Source organism: Streptomyces sp. NPDC000410, assembly GCF_040300305.1.
Classification (GTDB): domain Bacteria; phylum Actinomycetota; class Actinomycetes; order Streptomycetales; family Streptomycetaceae; genus Streptomyces.
On record NZ_JBEPDM010000009.1, the window covers coordinates 52,699 to 67,728 of the forward strand.

The window sequence follows — 15,030 nt, forward strand, 5'->3', positions numbered from 1 at the left end:
CATGCCGGACATCGGCCTCGGCATCCAGTATCTGATCGCGGCCCTGCTCACGATCGTTCTGGCCTTCATCTCGGTCACCGCGGCCCTGCGCGCCATCGGTCTGGTCGGCGAGCTGGTCTGGCGGTACGGCCGCCTGCTGGTCGGCGTACTGCACCGGCGTACCCCCGAGTTCGAGACGATCCCGCCCCACCGTCCGCAGGACGAGCCCGTACCGGCCCACCGCAACTACTTCTTCGGTCCCGCCGTCCGCGATCTGCGTCAACTCCTCACGCTGGGGCGGCGGATGCTCGCCCGGCAGGTCGGGGACAGCTTCCGCACGGTCACCCAGGAGCGGATCAGCGGGCCGCGCGGGGCACGGTCCACGCTGTACGGGCTGAGTCTCTGGGCCGGTCTCGCGCTCGGCGCGGCGCTCGCCGTTCCGGTGCTCGGGACGCTGCTGCTCCTGCACGCGGCCGCCGTGGCCCTGCTGGGCGGGGCCACGCGGCTGACCGCCGTCGCCCTGCGGGCCCTGGACCGGGCGGTGCTGAGGATGAAGCGGCTGCACACGGGCCTGCTGTGCCCGCACTGCTTCGAGCGGGTCCCCTACCCGGCGTACGACTGTCCGCGCGACACCTGCCGTCGTCGGCACAGCGACATCCGGCCCGGCAGGTACGGCATCTTCCGGCGCCGTTGCGAGTGCGGCGGGAGGCTGCCGACGTTGCTGCTGCTGATGCGCAGGAAGGCCAGGCTCCAGGCGTACTGCACCCACGAGGCGTGCGGAAAGCCCATGAACACGGACGCCGGGCACGCGCCCGAGCTGGTGCTGCCGCTGATCGGCGGCCGGGCGGCGGGCAAGACCCAGCTGATGGCCGCCATGCTGCTGTCCCTCGAACACGCGGCAGGGCGCGGCGGCCCGGCGGTCCGGCTCGCCGACGAGGAGTCGCTCGCCAAGTACCGGGTGCTGCGCGAGGTGCTGCAGATCAGGGGCCACACCCTGGGCACCCAGCGGACGCTGCCCCGGGCGCACTCGTTCCTGCTGGGCAGCGGGCGCGCCGAGCGTCTCGTCCATCTCTTCGACACGGCCGGTGAGCGGTTCGTGAACCGCGAGGACACCGACGTGCTGCGCTATTTCCGCGCCGCACGCACCTTCGTCTTCGTCCTGGACCCGCTCGCGGTGGACACGTTCTGGACCGGACGCGACCCACGGCCGGGCCCTTCGGTGGACCGGACGCTGGCCTCGCCGGTCCATCCGGAGCTCGTCTTCGGGCCGTCGGTGCAGACGGTGGCCCAGATGGGAGCTCCGCTGAACCGGTCCCGGCTGGCCGTGGCGATCAGCAAGACGGACCTGCTGGACGAGCACGGGCTGGTGCCCGACCGCGGCGACGAGAGCGGGTGGGCCCGTGACTGGCTGTGCAAGGAGCTGGGGCTGCGCAATCTGATCGAGTACATGGAACTGGAGTTCCAGGAGGTCCGATTCTTCTTCACGGCGGCGGTGACGGTCGACGGAACCGACGACCAGGAGCAGGAGATGCACGCGAGCATCGCGCCCCTGGTGGACTGGTGCCTGGAGCGCGGCCGCGCGGCGCGGCCCCCGCTCGGAGCGCGCTTCCGACGCGCCGCTAGGTGACCACAAGGGCACTCATCGCGATACTGGCCCTGGCCGACGGCGCAGCAGCATGTCCTGATGGACCGTCACAGGAGTCAGCACCCCAGGACCCGCGGCAGGCGCCACTCCCAGCTGGAGGTACCCGTTGAAAATGCTGATCAACGTCCCCGAGACCGTCGTCCCCGACGCCTTGCGCGGCATGGCCGCCGCCCATCCCGAGCTGACGGTGGATGTCGACAACCGCGTCGTGATCCGGGGTGACGCCCCGGTCGCCGGGAAGGTGGCGCTGGTCTCCGGGGGCGGGTCCGGGCACGAGCCGCTGCACGGCGGGTTCGTCGGGCCGGGGATGCTGTCCGCCGCGTGTCCCGGAGAGGTGTTCACCTCGCCCGTGCCCGACCAGATGGTGCGGGCCGCCGCGGCGGTGGACAGCGGGGCCGGGGTGCTGTTCGTCGTCAAGAACTACACCGGCGACGTGCTGAACTTCGACATGGCCGCCGAGCTCGCCGAGGACGAGGGCGTCCAGGTGGCCAGGGTGCTGGTGAACGACGACGTGGCGGTGACCGACAGCCTCTACACGGCGGGGCGGCGCGGCACGGGCGCGACCCTGTTCGTGGAGAAGATCGCGGGGGCGGCCGCCGAGGAGGGTCGGCCACTGGAGCGGGTCGAGGCGATCGCGCGGCGGGTCAATGAGCGCTCGCGCAGCTTCGGGGTGGCGCTGAGTGCCGTGACGACCCCGGCGAAGGGCACGCCGACGTTCGATCTCCCGCCGGGTGAGCTGGAGTTGGGCATCGGTATCCACGGCGAACCGGGCCGCGAGCGTCGGCGGATGATGACCTCGGGCGAGATCGCGGACTTCGCGGTGAACGCGGTCCTGGAGGACCTGAAGCCGTCGAGTCCGGTGCTGGTGCTGGTAAACGGCATGGGTGCGACGCCGCTGCTGGAGCTGTACGGGTTCAACGCGGAGGTGCACCGGGTGCTCGCCCAGCGCGGTGTGCCGGTGGCCCGCACCCTGGTCGGGAACTATGTGACGTCCCTGGACATGGCGGGCTGCTCGGTGACCCTCTGCGCGATGGACGAGGAGCTGCTGCGGCTGTGGGACGCGCCGGTGCGGACTCCCGCGCTGCGCTGGGGGTGCTGATCCGGGGAGACGCGGAGGACAGGGAAGGCATGGAGGACATGGGAGCCGTGGGATCCACGGGACATACCGAAGGGGAGCGTGTGCTGGACGCCGGGTTCTTCCGCCGTTGGATGACCGTCGCCGCGGCCGCCGTCGACCGCGAGGCCGACCGGCTCACCGAGCTGGACTCGGCGATCGGGGACGCCGATCACGGCACCAATATGCGGCGCGGGTTCGCCGCCGTGACCGCCGTACTGGAGAAGGAGGCCACCGACACCCCGGGGGCCGTACTGACGCTGTCCGGGCGGCAGTTGATCTCGACGGTCGGGGGCGCGTCCGGGCCGCTGTACGGGACGCTGCTGCGGCGTACGGGCAAGGCGCTGGGCGACGCCGCCGAGGTGACGCCGCAGCAGCTCGCCGAGGCACTGCGCACGGGGGTCGCCGCGGTGGCGCAGCTCGGCGGGGCGAAGGCCGGTGACAAGACGATGCTGGACGCGCTGGAGCCGGCGGCCCGGGCGCTGGACGAGTCGTTCGCGGCGGCGCGGGAGGCCGCGGAGCAGGGCGCGCTCGCGACCGTGCCGATGCTGGCCCGCAAGGGCAGGGCGAGCTATCTGGGCGAGCGCAGCGTCGGGCACCAGGACCCGGGGGCGACGTCGTCGGCGCTGCTGATCGCCGCGCTGGAGGAGGTGGCCCGATGAACCCGACGCGCCCGGTCGGCATCGTGCTCGTCTCGCACAGCGCGGCGGTGGCGACCGCCGTCGCCGAGCTGGCGGCCGGCCTCGCCGGTGGCGGGGGGACCGCCCCGGTGGCGGCCGCCGGCGGTACGCCCGACGGCGGGCTCGGCACCAGCTCGGAGCTGATCACCAGGGCGGCGCGGGAGGTGGACGGCGGTGCGGGGGTGGCCGTGCTGGTCGACCTCGGCAGTGCCGTGCTCACGGTGAAGGCGCTCCTCGCCGAGGGCGACGAGCTGCCGGACGGCACCCGGCTGCTGGACGCGCCGTTCGTGGAGGGCGCGGTCGCGGCGTTGGTGACGGCGTCGGCGGGCGGGGACCTCGACGCGGTGGAGGCGGCCGCCTCGGAGGCGTACGGCTACCGGAAGGTGTGACGTCACGTCTCCGTACGCATCCGTGCGCGGCTTGTGATGCACCTGGTCAAACCACTAGTGTCACACCGCCTTGGTGTTCGGGAAACCGGTGCGGTACCGGTGCGGCCCTCGCCACTGTGATCGGGAAGTCCGGCTCCATCCACCAGGAAGCCACTGGACCACCGCGGGAGACCGCGGCGTCCGGGAAGGCGGAGTCGGGCGGCAAGTCGTCTGGGGGAAGCCCCCAGGCCCCCTCCCGTAAGCCAGGAGACCGGCCAAGGTGCGTTGTCCATCCACGAGGTGTTGGAGAGGGTCTCCCAACTATGCATATAGCCGAGGGGTATCTGCCCCCGTTGCACGCGGCTGCCTGGGGCGCCGCGTCCGCGCCCTTCGTCATTCACGGCGTACGCGCACTCACCCGCGAGGTCAAGGCCCACCCCGAGTCGACGCTGCTGCTCGGCGCGTCGGGTGCCTTCACCTTCGTCCTGTCCGCGCTCAAGATTCCGTCGGTGACGGGCAGCTGCTCCCATCCCACCGGGACGGGGCTGGGCGCGATCCTGTTCAGACCCCCCATCATGGCGGTGCTGGGCACGATCACGCTGTTGTTCCAGGCGCTGCTGCTGGCGCACGGCGGGCTGACGACGCTCGGGGCCAATGTGTTCTCGATGGCGATCGTCGGGCCGTGGGCCGGGTACGCGGTGTACAGGCTGCTGCGGGGCTCCGGTCTGTCGCTGATGCTGAGCGTGTTCTTCGGCGCGTTCGTCGCGGACCTGTCCACGTACTGCGTCACCAGCGTCCAGCTGGCGCTGGCCTTCCCCGACCCGAGCAGCGGTTTCATCGGCGCGCTCGGCAAGTTCGGCGGCATCTTCGCCCTCACCCAGATCCCGCTGGCGGTCAGCGAGGGGCTGCTCACCGTGCTGGTGATGCGTCTGCTGGTCCAGTCGAGCAAGGGTGAGCTGACCCGGCTGGGCGTGCTGCTCCAGGGCGGCAGGGGCAGCGAGGGCGAGAAGAAGTCGGAGGCCACGGTCTGATGAGCCGTAACGCGAAGATCAATACGCTGCTGCTGGTGCTCGTGGCCGCGCTGGCCGTGTTCCCGCTGGTGCTGGGGCTCGGTGACCACAAGGAAGAGCCGTTCGCGGGTGCCGACGCCGAGGCGGAGACGGCGATCACCGAGATCGCTCCGGATTACGAGCCCTGGTTCGCGCCGCTGTACGAGCCCCCGTCCGGGGAGATCGAGTCGGCGCTGTTCGCCCTGCAGGCGGCCATCGGCGCCGGGGTCCTGGCGTACTACTTCGGTCTGCGCAAGGGCCGCAGGCAGGGCGAGGCCCGTGCCGCCCAGGCCGCCGGCGCCCAGGAGGCGGACGCCGGATCCGCCTCGGACCGTACGACGGCCTAGCCGCCGTGCTGCCGATCGACGCGGCGGCGCACAGCAGTCGCTGGCGCCGCCGCCATCCATGTGAGAAGGCGGTTCTGGGGCTCGGACTCACGGTCTGCGCCATCTCGCTGCCGCCGTGGCCGGGCGCCGTGCTGGTCGCGGCGGCGACGCTCGCGGTGCTGCTCGGCCCGGCCGGGGTGGCTCCCCGTCAGCTGTGGCGGGCGTGGCGGATTCCGCTCGGGTTCTGTGTGACGGGGGCGGTGCCGCTGCTGTTCGCGGTGGGCGGTCCGGACGGCTTCGTCGCGCTCGCGCCCGACGGTCCGCTGCACGCGCTGCGGCTGCTGCTGCGGACGTCGGCGGCCTCACTCGGGGTGCTGCTGTTCGCGTTCACCACCCCGGTGTCCGACGTGCTGCCCCGGCTGGTGCGCGCGGGCGTGCCGGCGCCGGTGGTCGATGTCGCCCTCGTCATGTACCGGATCAGTTTTCTGCTGCTGGATTCGGTGAACCAGATCCGTCAGGCGCAGGCCGCGCGCCTCGGGCACACCACCCGGGCCGCGACCTGGCGTTCGCTGGCGGGTCTCGGGGCGACCGCGTTCGTGCGCGCCTTCGACCGGGCCCAGCGGCTCCAGACGGGGCTCGCGGGGCGCGGTTACGACGGGACGCTGCGGGTGCTGGTGCCCCAGGCATCGGTTTCCCGGCCGTTCCTCGCGGCGACCGCCGGGCTGCTGGCGGGCCTGGTCGCCCTCACTCTCGTACTCGAAAGGTCCGTGCTATGACCGACTCTCCGGGCGTCGTGGAACTCGTCGGAGCGGGATTCGCGTACGAGGACGGCCCCCCGGTCCTCGACGGCGTGGACTTCGCCGTGCCGCAGGGCCGCTCGCTCGCGCTGCTCGGCCGCAACGGCAGCGGCAAGACGACGCTGCTGCGGCTGCTGAGCGGGGGGCTGCGCTGCGGCAAGGGGCAGCTGCTGCTGGCCGGCGAGCCCGTGTCGTACGACCGCGCGGGGCTGACCCGGCTGCGGACGACCGTCCAGCTGGTGGTGCAGGACCCGGACGACCAGCTGTTCGCCGCCTCGGTCGGCCAGGACGTGTCGTTCGGGCCGATGAATCTGGGGCTGCCGGAGGAGGAGGTCCGTGCGCGGGTGGCCGAGGCCCTGGAGGCGCTGGACATCACGGCCCTCGCGGACCGGCCGACGCATCTGCTCTCCTACGGCCAGCGCAAGCGGTCCGCGATCGCGGGCGCGGTGGCGATGCGGCCGCGTGTGCTGATCCTGGACGAGCCGACGGCGGGGCTCGATCCGCACGGCCAGGAGCGGTTGCTGGCGGCGCTGGACCGGCTGCGGGACGGCGGCACGACCGTGGTGATGGCCACGCACGACGTCGATCTCGCGCTGCGCTGGGCGGACGACGCGGCCGTGCTGTCCCCTGCGGGGCTGCGGACGGGGCCGATCGCCGAGCTGCTCGCCGACCAGGAGCTGCTGGACGCGGCACGGCTGCGCAGGCCGTGGGCGATGGCGGCGGCGGAGGTACTGCGCGCGCACGGGCTGCTGGGCGCGGACGCGCCGGGGCCGAGGACACCGGAGGATCTGGACCGCTGGGCGGCCATGGCGTAGCCGGGGAGGTAGCGCATCTCACGCGAGGGTCGTTGTGCAACTTGTTGCACAACGACCCTCGCGGCGTCTACAAAGGGGTCGACGCACCGTGCCCGAGGAGGACCTCCCATGACCACCCCGTACCCGCATCTGCTGAGCCCGCTCGACCTCGGGTTCACGACGCTGCCCAACCGGGTGCTGATGGGCTCGATGCACATCGGCCTGGAGGAGGCCGAGAACGGCTTCGAGCGGATGGCCGCGTTCTACGCGGCCCGCGCGCGGGGCGGCGTCGGCCTGATCGTGACCGGCGGTATCGCCCCCAACGACCAGGGACGCCCCTACGACGGCGGAGCCAAGCTCACCACCGAGGCGGAGGCCGCGCAGCACCGCACCGTGACCGACGCGGTGCACGCGGCGGGCGGCCGGATCGCGATGCAGATCCTCCACTTCGGCCGGTACGCCTACCATCCGCAGCTCGTCGCGCCGAGCGCGCTCCAGGCCCCGATCAGCCCGTTCGTTCCGCACGCCCTCACGGACGAGGAGGTCGAGCAGACGATCGAGGATTACGTACGGGCGGCGGAGCTCGCCAAGTCCGCCGGGTACGACGGTGTCGAGATCATGGGCTCCGAGGGGTACCTGATCAACGAGTTCATCGCGGGCGCGACGAACCGGCGCGAGGACCGGTGGGGCGGCAGCTACGAGAACCGCGTGCGCTTCCCGCTGGAGATCGTGCGCCGTACGCGTGAGCGCGTCGGCCCGGACTTCATCCTGATCTACCGGCTCTCCATGCTCGACCTGGTGCCCGGCGGCTCCTCGCTGGAGGAGGTCGTCACGCTCGCCAAGGAGATCGAGGCGGCCGGCGCGACGATCATCAACACCGGGATCGGCTGGCACGAGGCCCGTATCCCGACGATCGCGACCTCGGTGCCGCGCGGCGCGTACACGTGGGTCACGCAGCGGCTCATGGGTTCGGTCTCGGTGCCGCTCGTGACCAGCAACCGCATCAACACGCCCGAGGTGGCGGAGCGGCTGCTCGCCGAGGGGCGCGCCGACATGGTCTCGATGGCGCGGCCGTTCCTCGCCGACCCGGACTTCGTGACGAAGGCGCGCGAGGACCGCGCCGAGACGATCAACACCTGCATCGGCTGCAACCAGGCCTGCCTGGACCACACCTTCAGCGGGAAGATCACCTCCTGCCTGGTCAATCCGCGCGCCTGCCACGAGACCGAGCTTGTCCTCTCCCCCACCCGGCTGCGCAAGCGGCTCGCCGTCGTCGGGGCCGGCCCGGCGGGACTGGCCTTCTCCGTCTCGGCGGCCGAACGCGGCCACGAGGTGACCCTCTTCGACGCGGCCGACGAGATCGGCGGCCAGCTCAACATCGCCAAGCGGGTGCCGGGCAAGGAGGAGTTCGAGGAGACCCTCCGGTACTTCCGTACGCAGCTCGAACTGCGGGGCGTGCAGGTCCGCCTCGGCACCTTCGTCACCGCCGGTCTGCTCGACGATTACGACGAGGTCGTCGTCGCGACCGGGGTCACTCCGCGCACCCCCGAGATCGAGGGCGTCGACCACCCGAGCGTGGTCAGCTATCTCGACGTGCTGCGCGACGGCGCGGAGGTCGGCGAGCGCGTGGCGATCATCGGCGCGGGCGGTATCGGCTTCGACGTCGCGGAGTTCCTCACGGACGGCGGCGAGGGGGCGAGCCTGGACCCGGAGACGTACTTCCGCCAGTGGGGCGTGGACACCGGCTACGGGGAGCGGGGCGGGCTGCGGGCCCCCGAGCGGCCGAAGCCGCCGCGCACGGTGCACCTGCTCCAGCGCAAGGCGAGCAAGGTCGGCGCGGGCCTCGGCAAGACGACCGGGTGGATCCACCGCACCGAGCTGAAGCACCGGGGCGTCACGATGGTCGCGGGAGCGTCGTACGACCGGATCGACGACGCGGGGCTGCACATCACGGTGGGCGACGCGTCCACGGTCGTCCCGGTCGACACGGTGGTGCTGTGCGCGGGCCAGGAGCCGCGCCGCGACCTGTACGAGGAGCTGCGCGCGACGGGCCGGGCGGTGCACCTCATCGGCGGCGCCGACGTGGCGGCCGAGCTGGACGCCAAGCGGGCGATCGACCAGGGCACACGGCTCGCGGCGGCGATCTGACCCCGCCGTGGCGGGGTCTTTAGGATGCGGGTCATGTCACTCCCGCACGCGATCCTCACCGCCCTGCTCGAAAAGCCGTCGTCGGGGCTGGAGCTGACCCGCCGCTTCGACCGGTCGATCGGCTACTTCTGGTCGGCCACGCATCAGCAGATCTACCGGGAGCTGGGCAAGCTGGAGGAGGCGGGGCACATCCGTGCCCTGCCCTCCGCCGGCCCGACGCGCGGCCAGAAGAAGGAGTACGAGGTACTCCCCGCCGGCCGCGAGGAACTGGCCGTCTGGGTGGCCAGAACCGAGGACCCGAAGCCGATCCGGGACGCCCTGCTCCTGCGCCTGCGGGCGGCGGCGGTGGTCGGCACCGACGGCCTGGAGGCGGAGCTGCGGCGCCACCTCGGCCTGCACGAGCGGCAGTTGGCCGAGTACCTCGACATCGAGAAGCGCCACTTCCCGCCGGGCCCGGACCGGGACGCGGTGGAGGACCGGTTGCGGCACGTCGTCCTGCGGGGCGGGATCGACCTGGAACGGTTCTGGATCGAGTGGCTGACCCATGCGCTGACGGAGCTGTCCGGGCCCGAGCGGTGACGCGGGGCCACTCGCGCACGGCGACTCACGCGCGGCGCAGCAGCGCCAGCGTCATCGCCAGCTCCTCCCGGGAGGCGCGCGCCGCGGCCGCCGCGTCGCCGCGCCGTACGGCGTCGACCAGTTCGGCGTGGCTCTCGTCACCGGGTCCGGGGTCCTCGGTGCGCAGGCCGAGGAGATCGAGGAGGTCGATCAGGCCCTCGCGCAGCGCCGGGGTGAACTCGCCGAAGAGGTCGGTGAGTACGGGATTGTGCGCTGCGGCGACGACGGCGGTGTGCAGGGCGATGTCGGCGTCGACGAAGGCCGCGTCGCCGCCCGAGGAGGCGGCCCGGCGGCCTTCCAGTGCTGCGTCGAGGGCGGCGATGTCGGCCTCGGTGCGGCGTTCGGCGGCCAGCTGCGCGGCCTGTACCTCGATCAGCATGCGGACTTCGTAGATGTCCGACACGGCGGCCCGGCGCAGCCGGGTGGGCCAGTTCTCCTTCGCCTCGGTCGCGATGACGAAGACGCCCGCGCCCTGCCGGGGCTGGACGAGACCGGCGCCGGCGAGGGCGCGCAGGGCCTCGCGGACGGTGGAGCGCCCCACGTTCAGCGTCTTGGCGAGCGTGGTCTCGCCCGGCAGCTTCGTGCCGACCGGCCAGTGCCCTTCGGTGATGTGCGCGCGCAGTTGCTCGGCGGCCTGTTCGACCAAGGGGCTGGGGCGAAGAGCGCCAAGTGGCATGGTGCGATGGACCTTTCACGTCGCCTCCAGTCATCCTCAGGTTGTCTGAGGAGCTGAGTTGTCGTTAGTCTACTGGACATGCTCTTCGGCGACCTCCTTCTTCTCGGCTGCCGCGGCGGGGCCTGAACGGCCGGCACCCCGCCGCGGGGTGCCGTGCTGCCGGTCGACCTCCCGACCGAGCGAAGGAATGTCTGCCCGATGGCCACCACAGCCGGATCCCCTGCCTGGAACCCGCAGCGCCCCAGCGGAATGCCGTCCCACCGGTACCGCTCCGCGTACGACCGCGTCGAACTGCCGCTGACCGGCCGCCGTTGGCCCGACGCCCGGATCGAGCGGGCCCCGCTCTGGGTCCCGGTCGACCTGCGCGACGGCAACCAGGCCCTGGCCGAACCGATGGGCACCCCGCGCAAGCGGCGCATGTTCGACCTGCTGGCCGGCATCGGCTTCAAGGAGATCGAGGTCGCCTATCCGGCCGCGAGCCGGACGGACTTCGACTTCGTACGCCACCTGGCCACGTCCGGCGCCGTGCCGCAGGACGTGACCGTCGTCGTCTTCACCCCGGCCCGTCGCGACCTGATCGACCGCACCTTCGAGGCCATCGAGGGCCTGCCCCGTACGGTGGTGCATCTCTACACACCGACCGCGCCGGTCTGGCGCGACGTCGTGCTCGGGCGCGATCGCGACGCGGTGAACGGCCTGGTGCGGGAGGCCGCCGCGCACATGGCGCGGCTGGCCGACGCACGGCCGGGCCAGGACATCCGTTTCGAGTTCTCGCCCGAGGTCTTCGTGCTCACCGAGCCCGACTTCGTGCTGGAGGTCTGCAACGGCCTGACCGACCTGTGGGACGCGTCGCCCGACCGGCCGGTGATCCACAACCTGCCCGCCACCGTCGAGATCGCCACCCCCAACGTCTACGCCGACCAGATCGAGTACGCCCACCGCCATCTGGCACGGCGCGACTCCGTCATCCTCTCCGTGCACCCGCACAACGACCGGGGCACCGCCGTCGCCTGCGCCGAACTCGCCGTCCTGGCGGGGGCCCAGCGGGTGGAGGGCTGCCTCTTCGGCAACGGTGAGCGGACCGGGAACGTCGACCTCGTCACCCTGGCGCTCAATCTGCACGCCCAGGGAGTGGACCCGATGATCGACTTCTCGGACCTCGACGCCGTGCGCGCCACCGTGGAGGACTGCAACCGGCTGCCCGTCCACCCCCGCCACCCCTACGCCGGCGACCTCGTCCACACCGCCTTCTCCGGCACCCACCAGGACGCCATCAGCAAGGGCCTCGCCCACCACGCCCGACGCGCCGGAGAACTGGGGGTGCCCGAGGCGCAGGCTCCGTGGGAAGTGCCGTATCTGCCCATCGACCCGGCCGACGTGGGACGTTCGTACGAAGCGATCATCCGCGTCAACAGCCAGTCCGGCAAGGGCGGCATCGCCCATCTGCTCCAGGCCCACTACGGCCTGGACCTGCCGCGGGAGCTGCGCGCCGACTTCTCCCGCACCGTGCAGTCCGCCACGGACGACAGCGAGCGGGAAGCCACCCCGAAGGAGCTGTGGGAGCTCTTCCGCGCGACCTATCTGGAGCCGGGACGGGACGGCACCCTCACGGTGACCTCCTGGAGCACGGAGCCGACCGCTGTCGGCGAGCACCGCTTCACCTGCTGGCTGGAGGGCGGTGACGTGCGCCCCGGATGGTACGAGGGCACGGGCAACGGACCGCTGTCGGCCTTCGCGAGGGCCCTGGAGGGGGCCGGGCTGCCCGTCGACATCCTCGACTTCACCCGGCACACCGCCACGGCCGGACCCGACGGCCCTGCCGTGGCGTACGCGCGGTGCCGTACGGGCTCCACCGTCAGCTGGGGCGCGGGCCGCGACACGTCCGTGCTGGCCGCCTCGGTGCACGCGGTTCTGGCCGCCGTCAACCGGGGGCTGTGATGCGCACTCGCCCAGGGGCCGTCGCGTCCGTCCTCACCAGTGACCTGTTGAGCACGTGCTTCGACCACCCGGTACGACTCAGCAGGACCGAGGGGCGCCGGACCATACGGACCAGACGCTGAAGCGTGGCGCGGGGGCTGTCGGTGGGCGGCAGGCTCCGAGCCCTAGGGCGTGTCTGACAAATACCGCCGTCCGCACGCAGGGCGGGGCGCGCGGCGACCGGTGCGCGCAATCGCAAGGCGGAGGATCATCCTCGTACTGGACGTACTTGGATGACTCCGACAACGCAGCGTGGGGGCACCTCCCGTGCCCGAAGGGCTACGGGGGAGCACGTGCCGGTCGCCGCGCGCCAGGCGGGATTTGTCAGACACGGCCTAGGGGGTGTCCGAGGCCCGCCGCCACGCGGACTCGCGCAGCAGCCGGAGCCCGTTGAGGCCCACGAGCACCGTCGAGCCCTCGTGGCCCGCGACCCCGAGGGGCAGCGGCAGGTGACCGGCGAGGTCCCAGATCACCAGGGAGCCGATGCAGACGCCCGCGATCGTGAGGTTCTGCACGACCAGTCGGCGGGCGCGGCGGGAGAGGGCCACCACGGCGGGCACGGTGGTCAGTTCGTCGCGTACGACGACGGCGTCGGCGGTCTCCAGGGCGAGGTCGGAGCCCGCCCGGCCCATCGCGACCGAGACGTGCGCGGCGGCGAGGGCGGGCGCGTCGTTGACGCCGTCGCCGACGACCAGGACGCGGTCCCCCGACGCCTCCCAGGCGCGTACGGCCGCCGCCTTGCCCTCGGGGAGCAGCCCGGCCCGGACGTCGTCGATCCCGGTCTCGGCCGCGACGCTCCGGGCGGCGCGCTCGTTGTCGCCGGTCAGCAGGACGGGCGCCGTGCCGGCGAGGCGGCCGAGCGCGCGGACGGCGGCGGGCGCTCCGGCGCGCACCCGGTCGGCGACGGCGATGACCCCGGCCGGGACCCTGTCGACCGCGACGACCACGGCGGTGCGCCCGGCCTCCTCCGCATCGACCACGGCGGTGAACCCCGCCGCCTCCGCCTCGCGCACCGCGCTGAGCCCCGCCGCCTCCGCCTCGCGCACGTCGGTGCGCCCGGCCTCGCCGAGCAGCGCCGTCGGGCTGCCGACGCGGATCTCACGGCCCTCGACCAGCGCGCGCACCCCGCGCCCCGGTTCCGACGCGAACTCCTCGGCGGAGGAGGGCTCCAGGCCCCGCTCGCGCGCCGCGGCGAGCACGGCCCTGGCCAGCGGATGTTCGCTGGGGCGCTCCGCCGCGGCCGCCAGTGCCAGCACCCCGTCGGCGTCGAGGCCTCCACCCAGCGCCCGTACGGACGTGACGCGCGGCGTGCCCTCCGTCAGCGTGCCGGTCTTGTCGAGCGCCACCCGGTTCACCTCGCCGAGGCGCTCCATGACCACGGCCGACTTGACCAGGACCCCGTGCCGTCCGGCGTTGGCGATCGCGGAGAGCAGCGGCGGCATGGTGGCGAGAACGACGGCGCACGGGGAGGCCACGATCATGAAGGTCATGGCGCGCAGCAGGGTCTCGGTGAAGTCGGCGCCGACGGCGAGCGGCACGGCGAACAGCGCGAGCGTGGCGACCACGACGCCGACCGAGTAGCGCTGTTCGATCTTCTCGATGAAGAGCTGGGTGGGGGCCTTGGTGGCATGGGCCTCCTCGACCATGGCGACGATCCGGGCGATGACGGACCCGGTGGCGTCCGCGTCCACCCGGACGCGCAGCGCGCCCGTGCCGTTCAGCGTGCCCGCGAAGACCCTGTCGCCGGGCGACTTGGCGACGGGGAGCGGCTCGCCGGTGATGGTGGCCTGGTCGACGTCGCTCGCGCCGTGCAGGACGGTGCCGTCGGCGGGCAGCCGTTCCCCCGGGCGTACGAGAACGGTGTCGCCGACCTCCAGCGCGGTGACGTCCACCGGTTCCTCGCCGTCGCCGGCCAGCCGGACCGCGCGGGCCGGGGCGAGGTCGAGCAGGCCGCGTACGGAGTCGGCGGTGCGGCGGGTGGCCAGCGCCTCCAGCGCCCCGGACACGGCGAAGATCACGATGAGCAGTCCGCCGTCGAGGAACTGACCGATGGCCGCCGCGCCGATCGCGGCCACGACCATCAGGAGGTCGACGTCGAGGGACTTCTCCTTGAGGGCCTGGAGCCCCGCCCAGCAGGGCTCCCAGCCTCCGGCGGCGTAACAGAGGGCGTAGAGCGGACCCCACGCCCAGGCGGGCGCGCCGCCGAGGTCGAGCGGGAGCGCGCACAGGAAGGCGGCCGCCGAGAGCGCGGCCCAGCGCACCTCGGGCAGCGCGAACAGCCTGGTGCGGCGCGGTGGCGGCGGGGCGGCCGCGGCGGGGGCCGCTGCCTCGGCGTCGATCACCGGTGAAGCCATCGGGCACACCTTTTCCTCGGGGGGACGTCGGAAGGGACGGGCACACCCCACACCATAGCCGAACACATGAAGAGCTCTTCATCTATGCACATCGATCGCGCGACTACGATGAACGCCATGGGACATGGAGTCGACGGCACGACCACCCCCGCGGCGAACCTGGACGCGGACTCCGCCGCCACCATCGCCGCCACGCTCCAGGCGCTCGCCACGCCCTCCCGGCTGATGATCCTCACCCGGCTGCGCCAGGGCCCCTGCGGAGTGACCGAGCTGGCCGAGGCGGTCGCGATGGAACAGTCCGCCGTCTCCCACCAGCTGCGCCTGCTGCGCGCACTCGGGCTCGTCACCGGCACGCGCCACGGCAGACGGATCGAGTACAGCCTCTACGACAACCACGTCGCCCAGCTCCTCGACGAAGCCGTCTACCACATCGAGCACCTCCGGCTCGGCGCCCGTGATCTCCCGGCCCGCACGGTGGATACTGGCCTCACCTAGATCGACCACG

General features: G+C 72.7%; 14 protein-coding genes and 1 riboswitch. Of the genes, 12 read left to right on the forward strand and 2 right to left on the reverse strand.

The genetic code is table 11. From position 1 onward, the window contains the following. The first annotated feature begins 1 nt into the window (after position 1). The 10 genes from ABT342_RS13560 (at position 2) to ABT342_RS13605 (ending at position 9,479) form a co-directional block, all read left to right on the forward strand. Positions 2–1,606 carry a TRAFAC clade GTPase domain-containing protein gene (locus ABT342_RS13560; RefSeq protein WP_351571729.1) on the forward strand — a complete coding sequence of 535 codons (1,605 nt, stop codon included), beginning with the start codon at positions 2–4 and terminating at the stop codon, positions 1,604–1,606. Between the two features lie 124 nt (positions 1,607–1,730). Further along, positions 1,731–2,723: a dihydroxyacetone kinase subunit DhaK gene (dhaK, locus tag ABT342_RS13565; protein WP_351571732.1), complete on the forward strand. Its 993-nt coding sequence runs from the start codon at positions 1,731–1,733 to the stop codon at positions 2,721–2,723. An 80-nt stretch (positions 2,724–2,803) separates the two neighbouring features. Then, a complete protein-coding gene (dhaL, locus tag ABT342_RS13570) occupies positions 2,804–3,400 on the forward strand; it encodes a dihydroxyacetone kinase subunit DhaL (RefSeq protein WP_351572027.1) in 597 nt (198 codons plus the stop codon). Beyond that, entirely contained in the window at positions 3,397–3,807 is a 411-nt protein-coding gene (locus ABT342_RS13575) for a PTS-dependent dihydroxyacetone kinase phosphotransferase subunit DhaM (RefSeq protein WP_351571735.1), read from the forward strand. Before dhaL ends, ABT342_RS13575 begins: the two co-directional genes overlap by 4 nt. A gap of 54 nt (positions 3,808–3,861) precedes the next feature. Further along, positions 3,862–4,080, forward strand: a riboswitch (cobalamin riboswitch). Positions 4,081–4,109: 29 nt separating this feature from the next. After that, on the forward strand, positions 4,110–4,817 hold the full coding sequence (locus ABT342_RS13580; RefSeq protein ID WP_351571737.1) for an energy-coupling factor ABC transporter permease: 708 nt from the start codon (positions 4,110–4,112) through the stop codon (positions 4,815–4,817). Next, on the forward strand, positions 4,817–5,182 hold the full coding sequence (locus tag ABT342_RS13585) for an energy-coupling factor ABC transporter substrate-binding protein (RefSeq protein WP_351571739.1): 366 nt from the start codon (positions 4,817–4,819) through the stop codon (positions 5,180–5,182). Before ABT342_RS13580 ends, ABT342_RS13585 begins: the two co-directional genes overlap by 1 nt. Positions 5,183–5,187: 5 nt before the next feature. Then, complete coding sequence (gene cbiQ / locus ABT342_RS13590; RefSeq protein ID WP_351571742.1) at positions 5,188–5,937, forward strand: cobalt ECF transporter T component CbiQ; 750 nt, start codon at positions 5,188–5,190, stop codon at positions 5,935–5,937. Beyond that, positions 5,934–6,773, forward strand: coding sequence for an energy-coupling factor ABC transporter ATP-binding protein (locus ABT342_RS13595; RefSeq protein WP_351571744.1), 840 nt, complete (start codon positions 5,934–5,936; stop codon positions 6,771–6,773). Before cbiQ ends, ABT342_RS13595 begins: the two co-directional genes overlap by 4 nt. 108 nt (positions 6,774–6,881) lie before the next feature. Continuing rightward, positions 6,882–8,900 carry an oxidoreductase gene (locus ABT342_RS13600; RefSeq protein ID WP_351571747.1) on the forward strand — a complete coding sequence of 673 codons (2,019 nt, stop codon included), beginning with the start codon at positions 6,882–6,884 and terminating at the stop codon, positions 8,898–8,900. Positions 8,901–8,933: 33 nt separating this feature from the next. Then, entirely contained in the window at positions 8,934–9,479 is a 546-nt protein-coding gene (locus ABT342_RS13605) for a PadR family transcriptional regulator (protein ID WP_351571750.1), read from the forward strand. A gap of 25 nt (positions 9,480–9,504) precedes the next feature. Here the strand turns inward: ABT342_RS13605 and ABT342_RS13610 are convergent, their stop codons facing one another. Continuing rightward, complete coding sequence (locus tag ABT342_RS13610) at positions 9,505–10,194, reverse strand: FadR/GntR family transcriptional regulator (protein WP_351571753.1); 690 nt, start codon at positions 10,192–10,194, stop codon at positions 9,505–9,507. Between the two features lie 198 nt (positions 10,195–10,392). Between ABT342_RS13610 and ABT342_RS13615 the strand changes: the two genes are divergently transcribed. Then, positions 10,393–12,132: a 2-isopropylmalate synthase gene (locus ABT342_RS13615; RefSeq protein WP_351571756.1), complete on the forward strand. Its 1,740-nt coding sequence runs from the start codon at positions 10,393–10,395 to the stop codon at positions 12,130–12,132. Between the two features lie 374 nt (positions 12,133–12,506). On the opposite strand, the gene ABT342_RS13620 is transcribed toward ABT342_RS13615, so the two are convergent. Then, a complete protein-coding gene (locus tag ABT342_RS13620; RefSeq protein WP_351571759.1) occupies positions 12,507–14,525 on the reverse strand; it encodes a heavy metal translocating P-type ATPase in 2,019 nt (672 codons plus the stop codon). Between the two features lie 117 nt (positions 14,526–14,642). On the opposite strand from ABT342_RS13620, the gene ABT342_RS13625 reads away from it, so the two are divergent. After that, entirely contained in the window at positions 14,643–15,020 is a 378-nt protein-coding gene (locus ABT342_RS13625) for an ArsR/SmtB family transcription factor (protein WP_351571762.1), read from the forward strand. Positions 15,021–15,030: the final 10 nt, after the last annotated feature.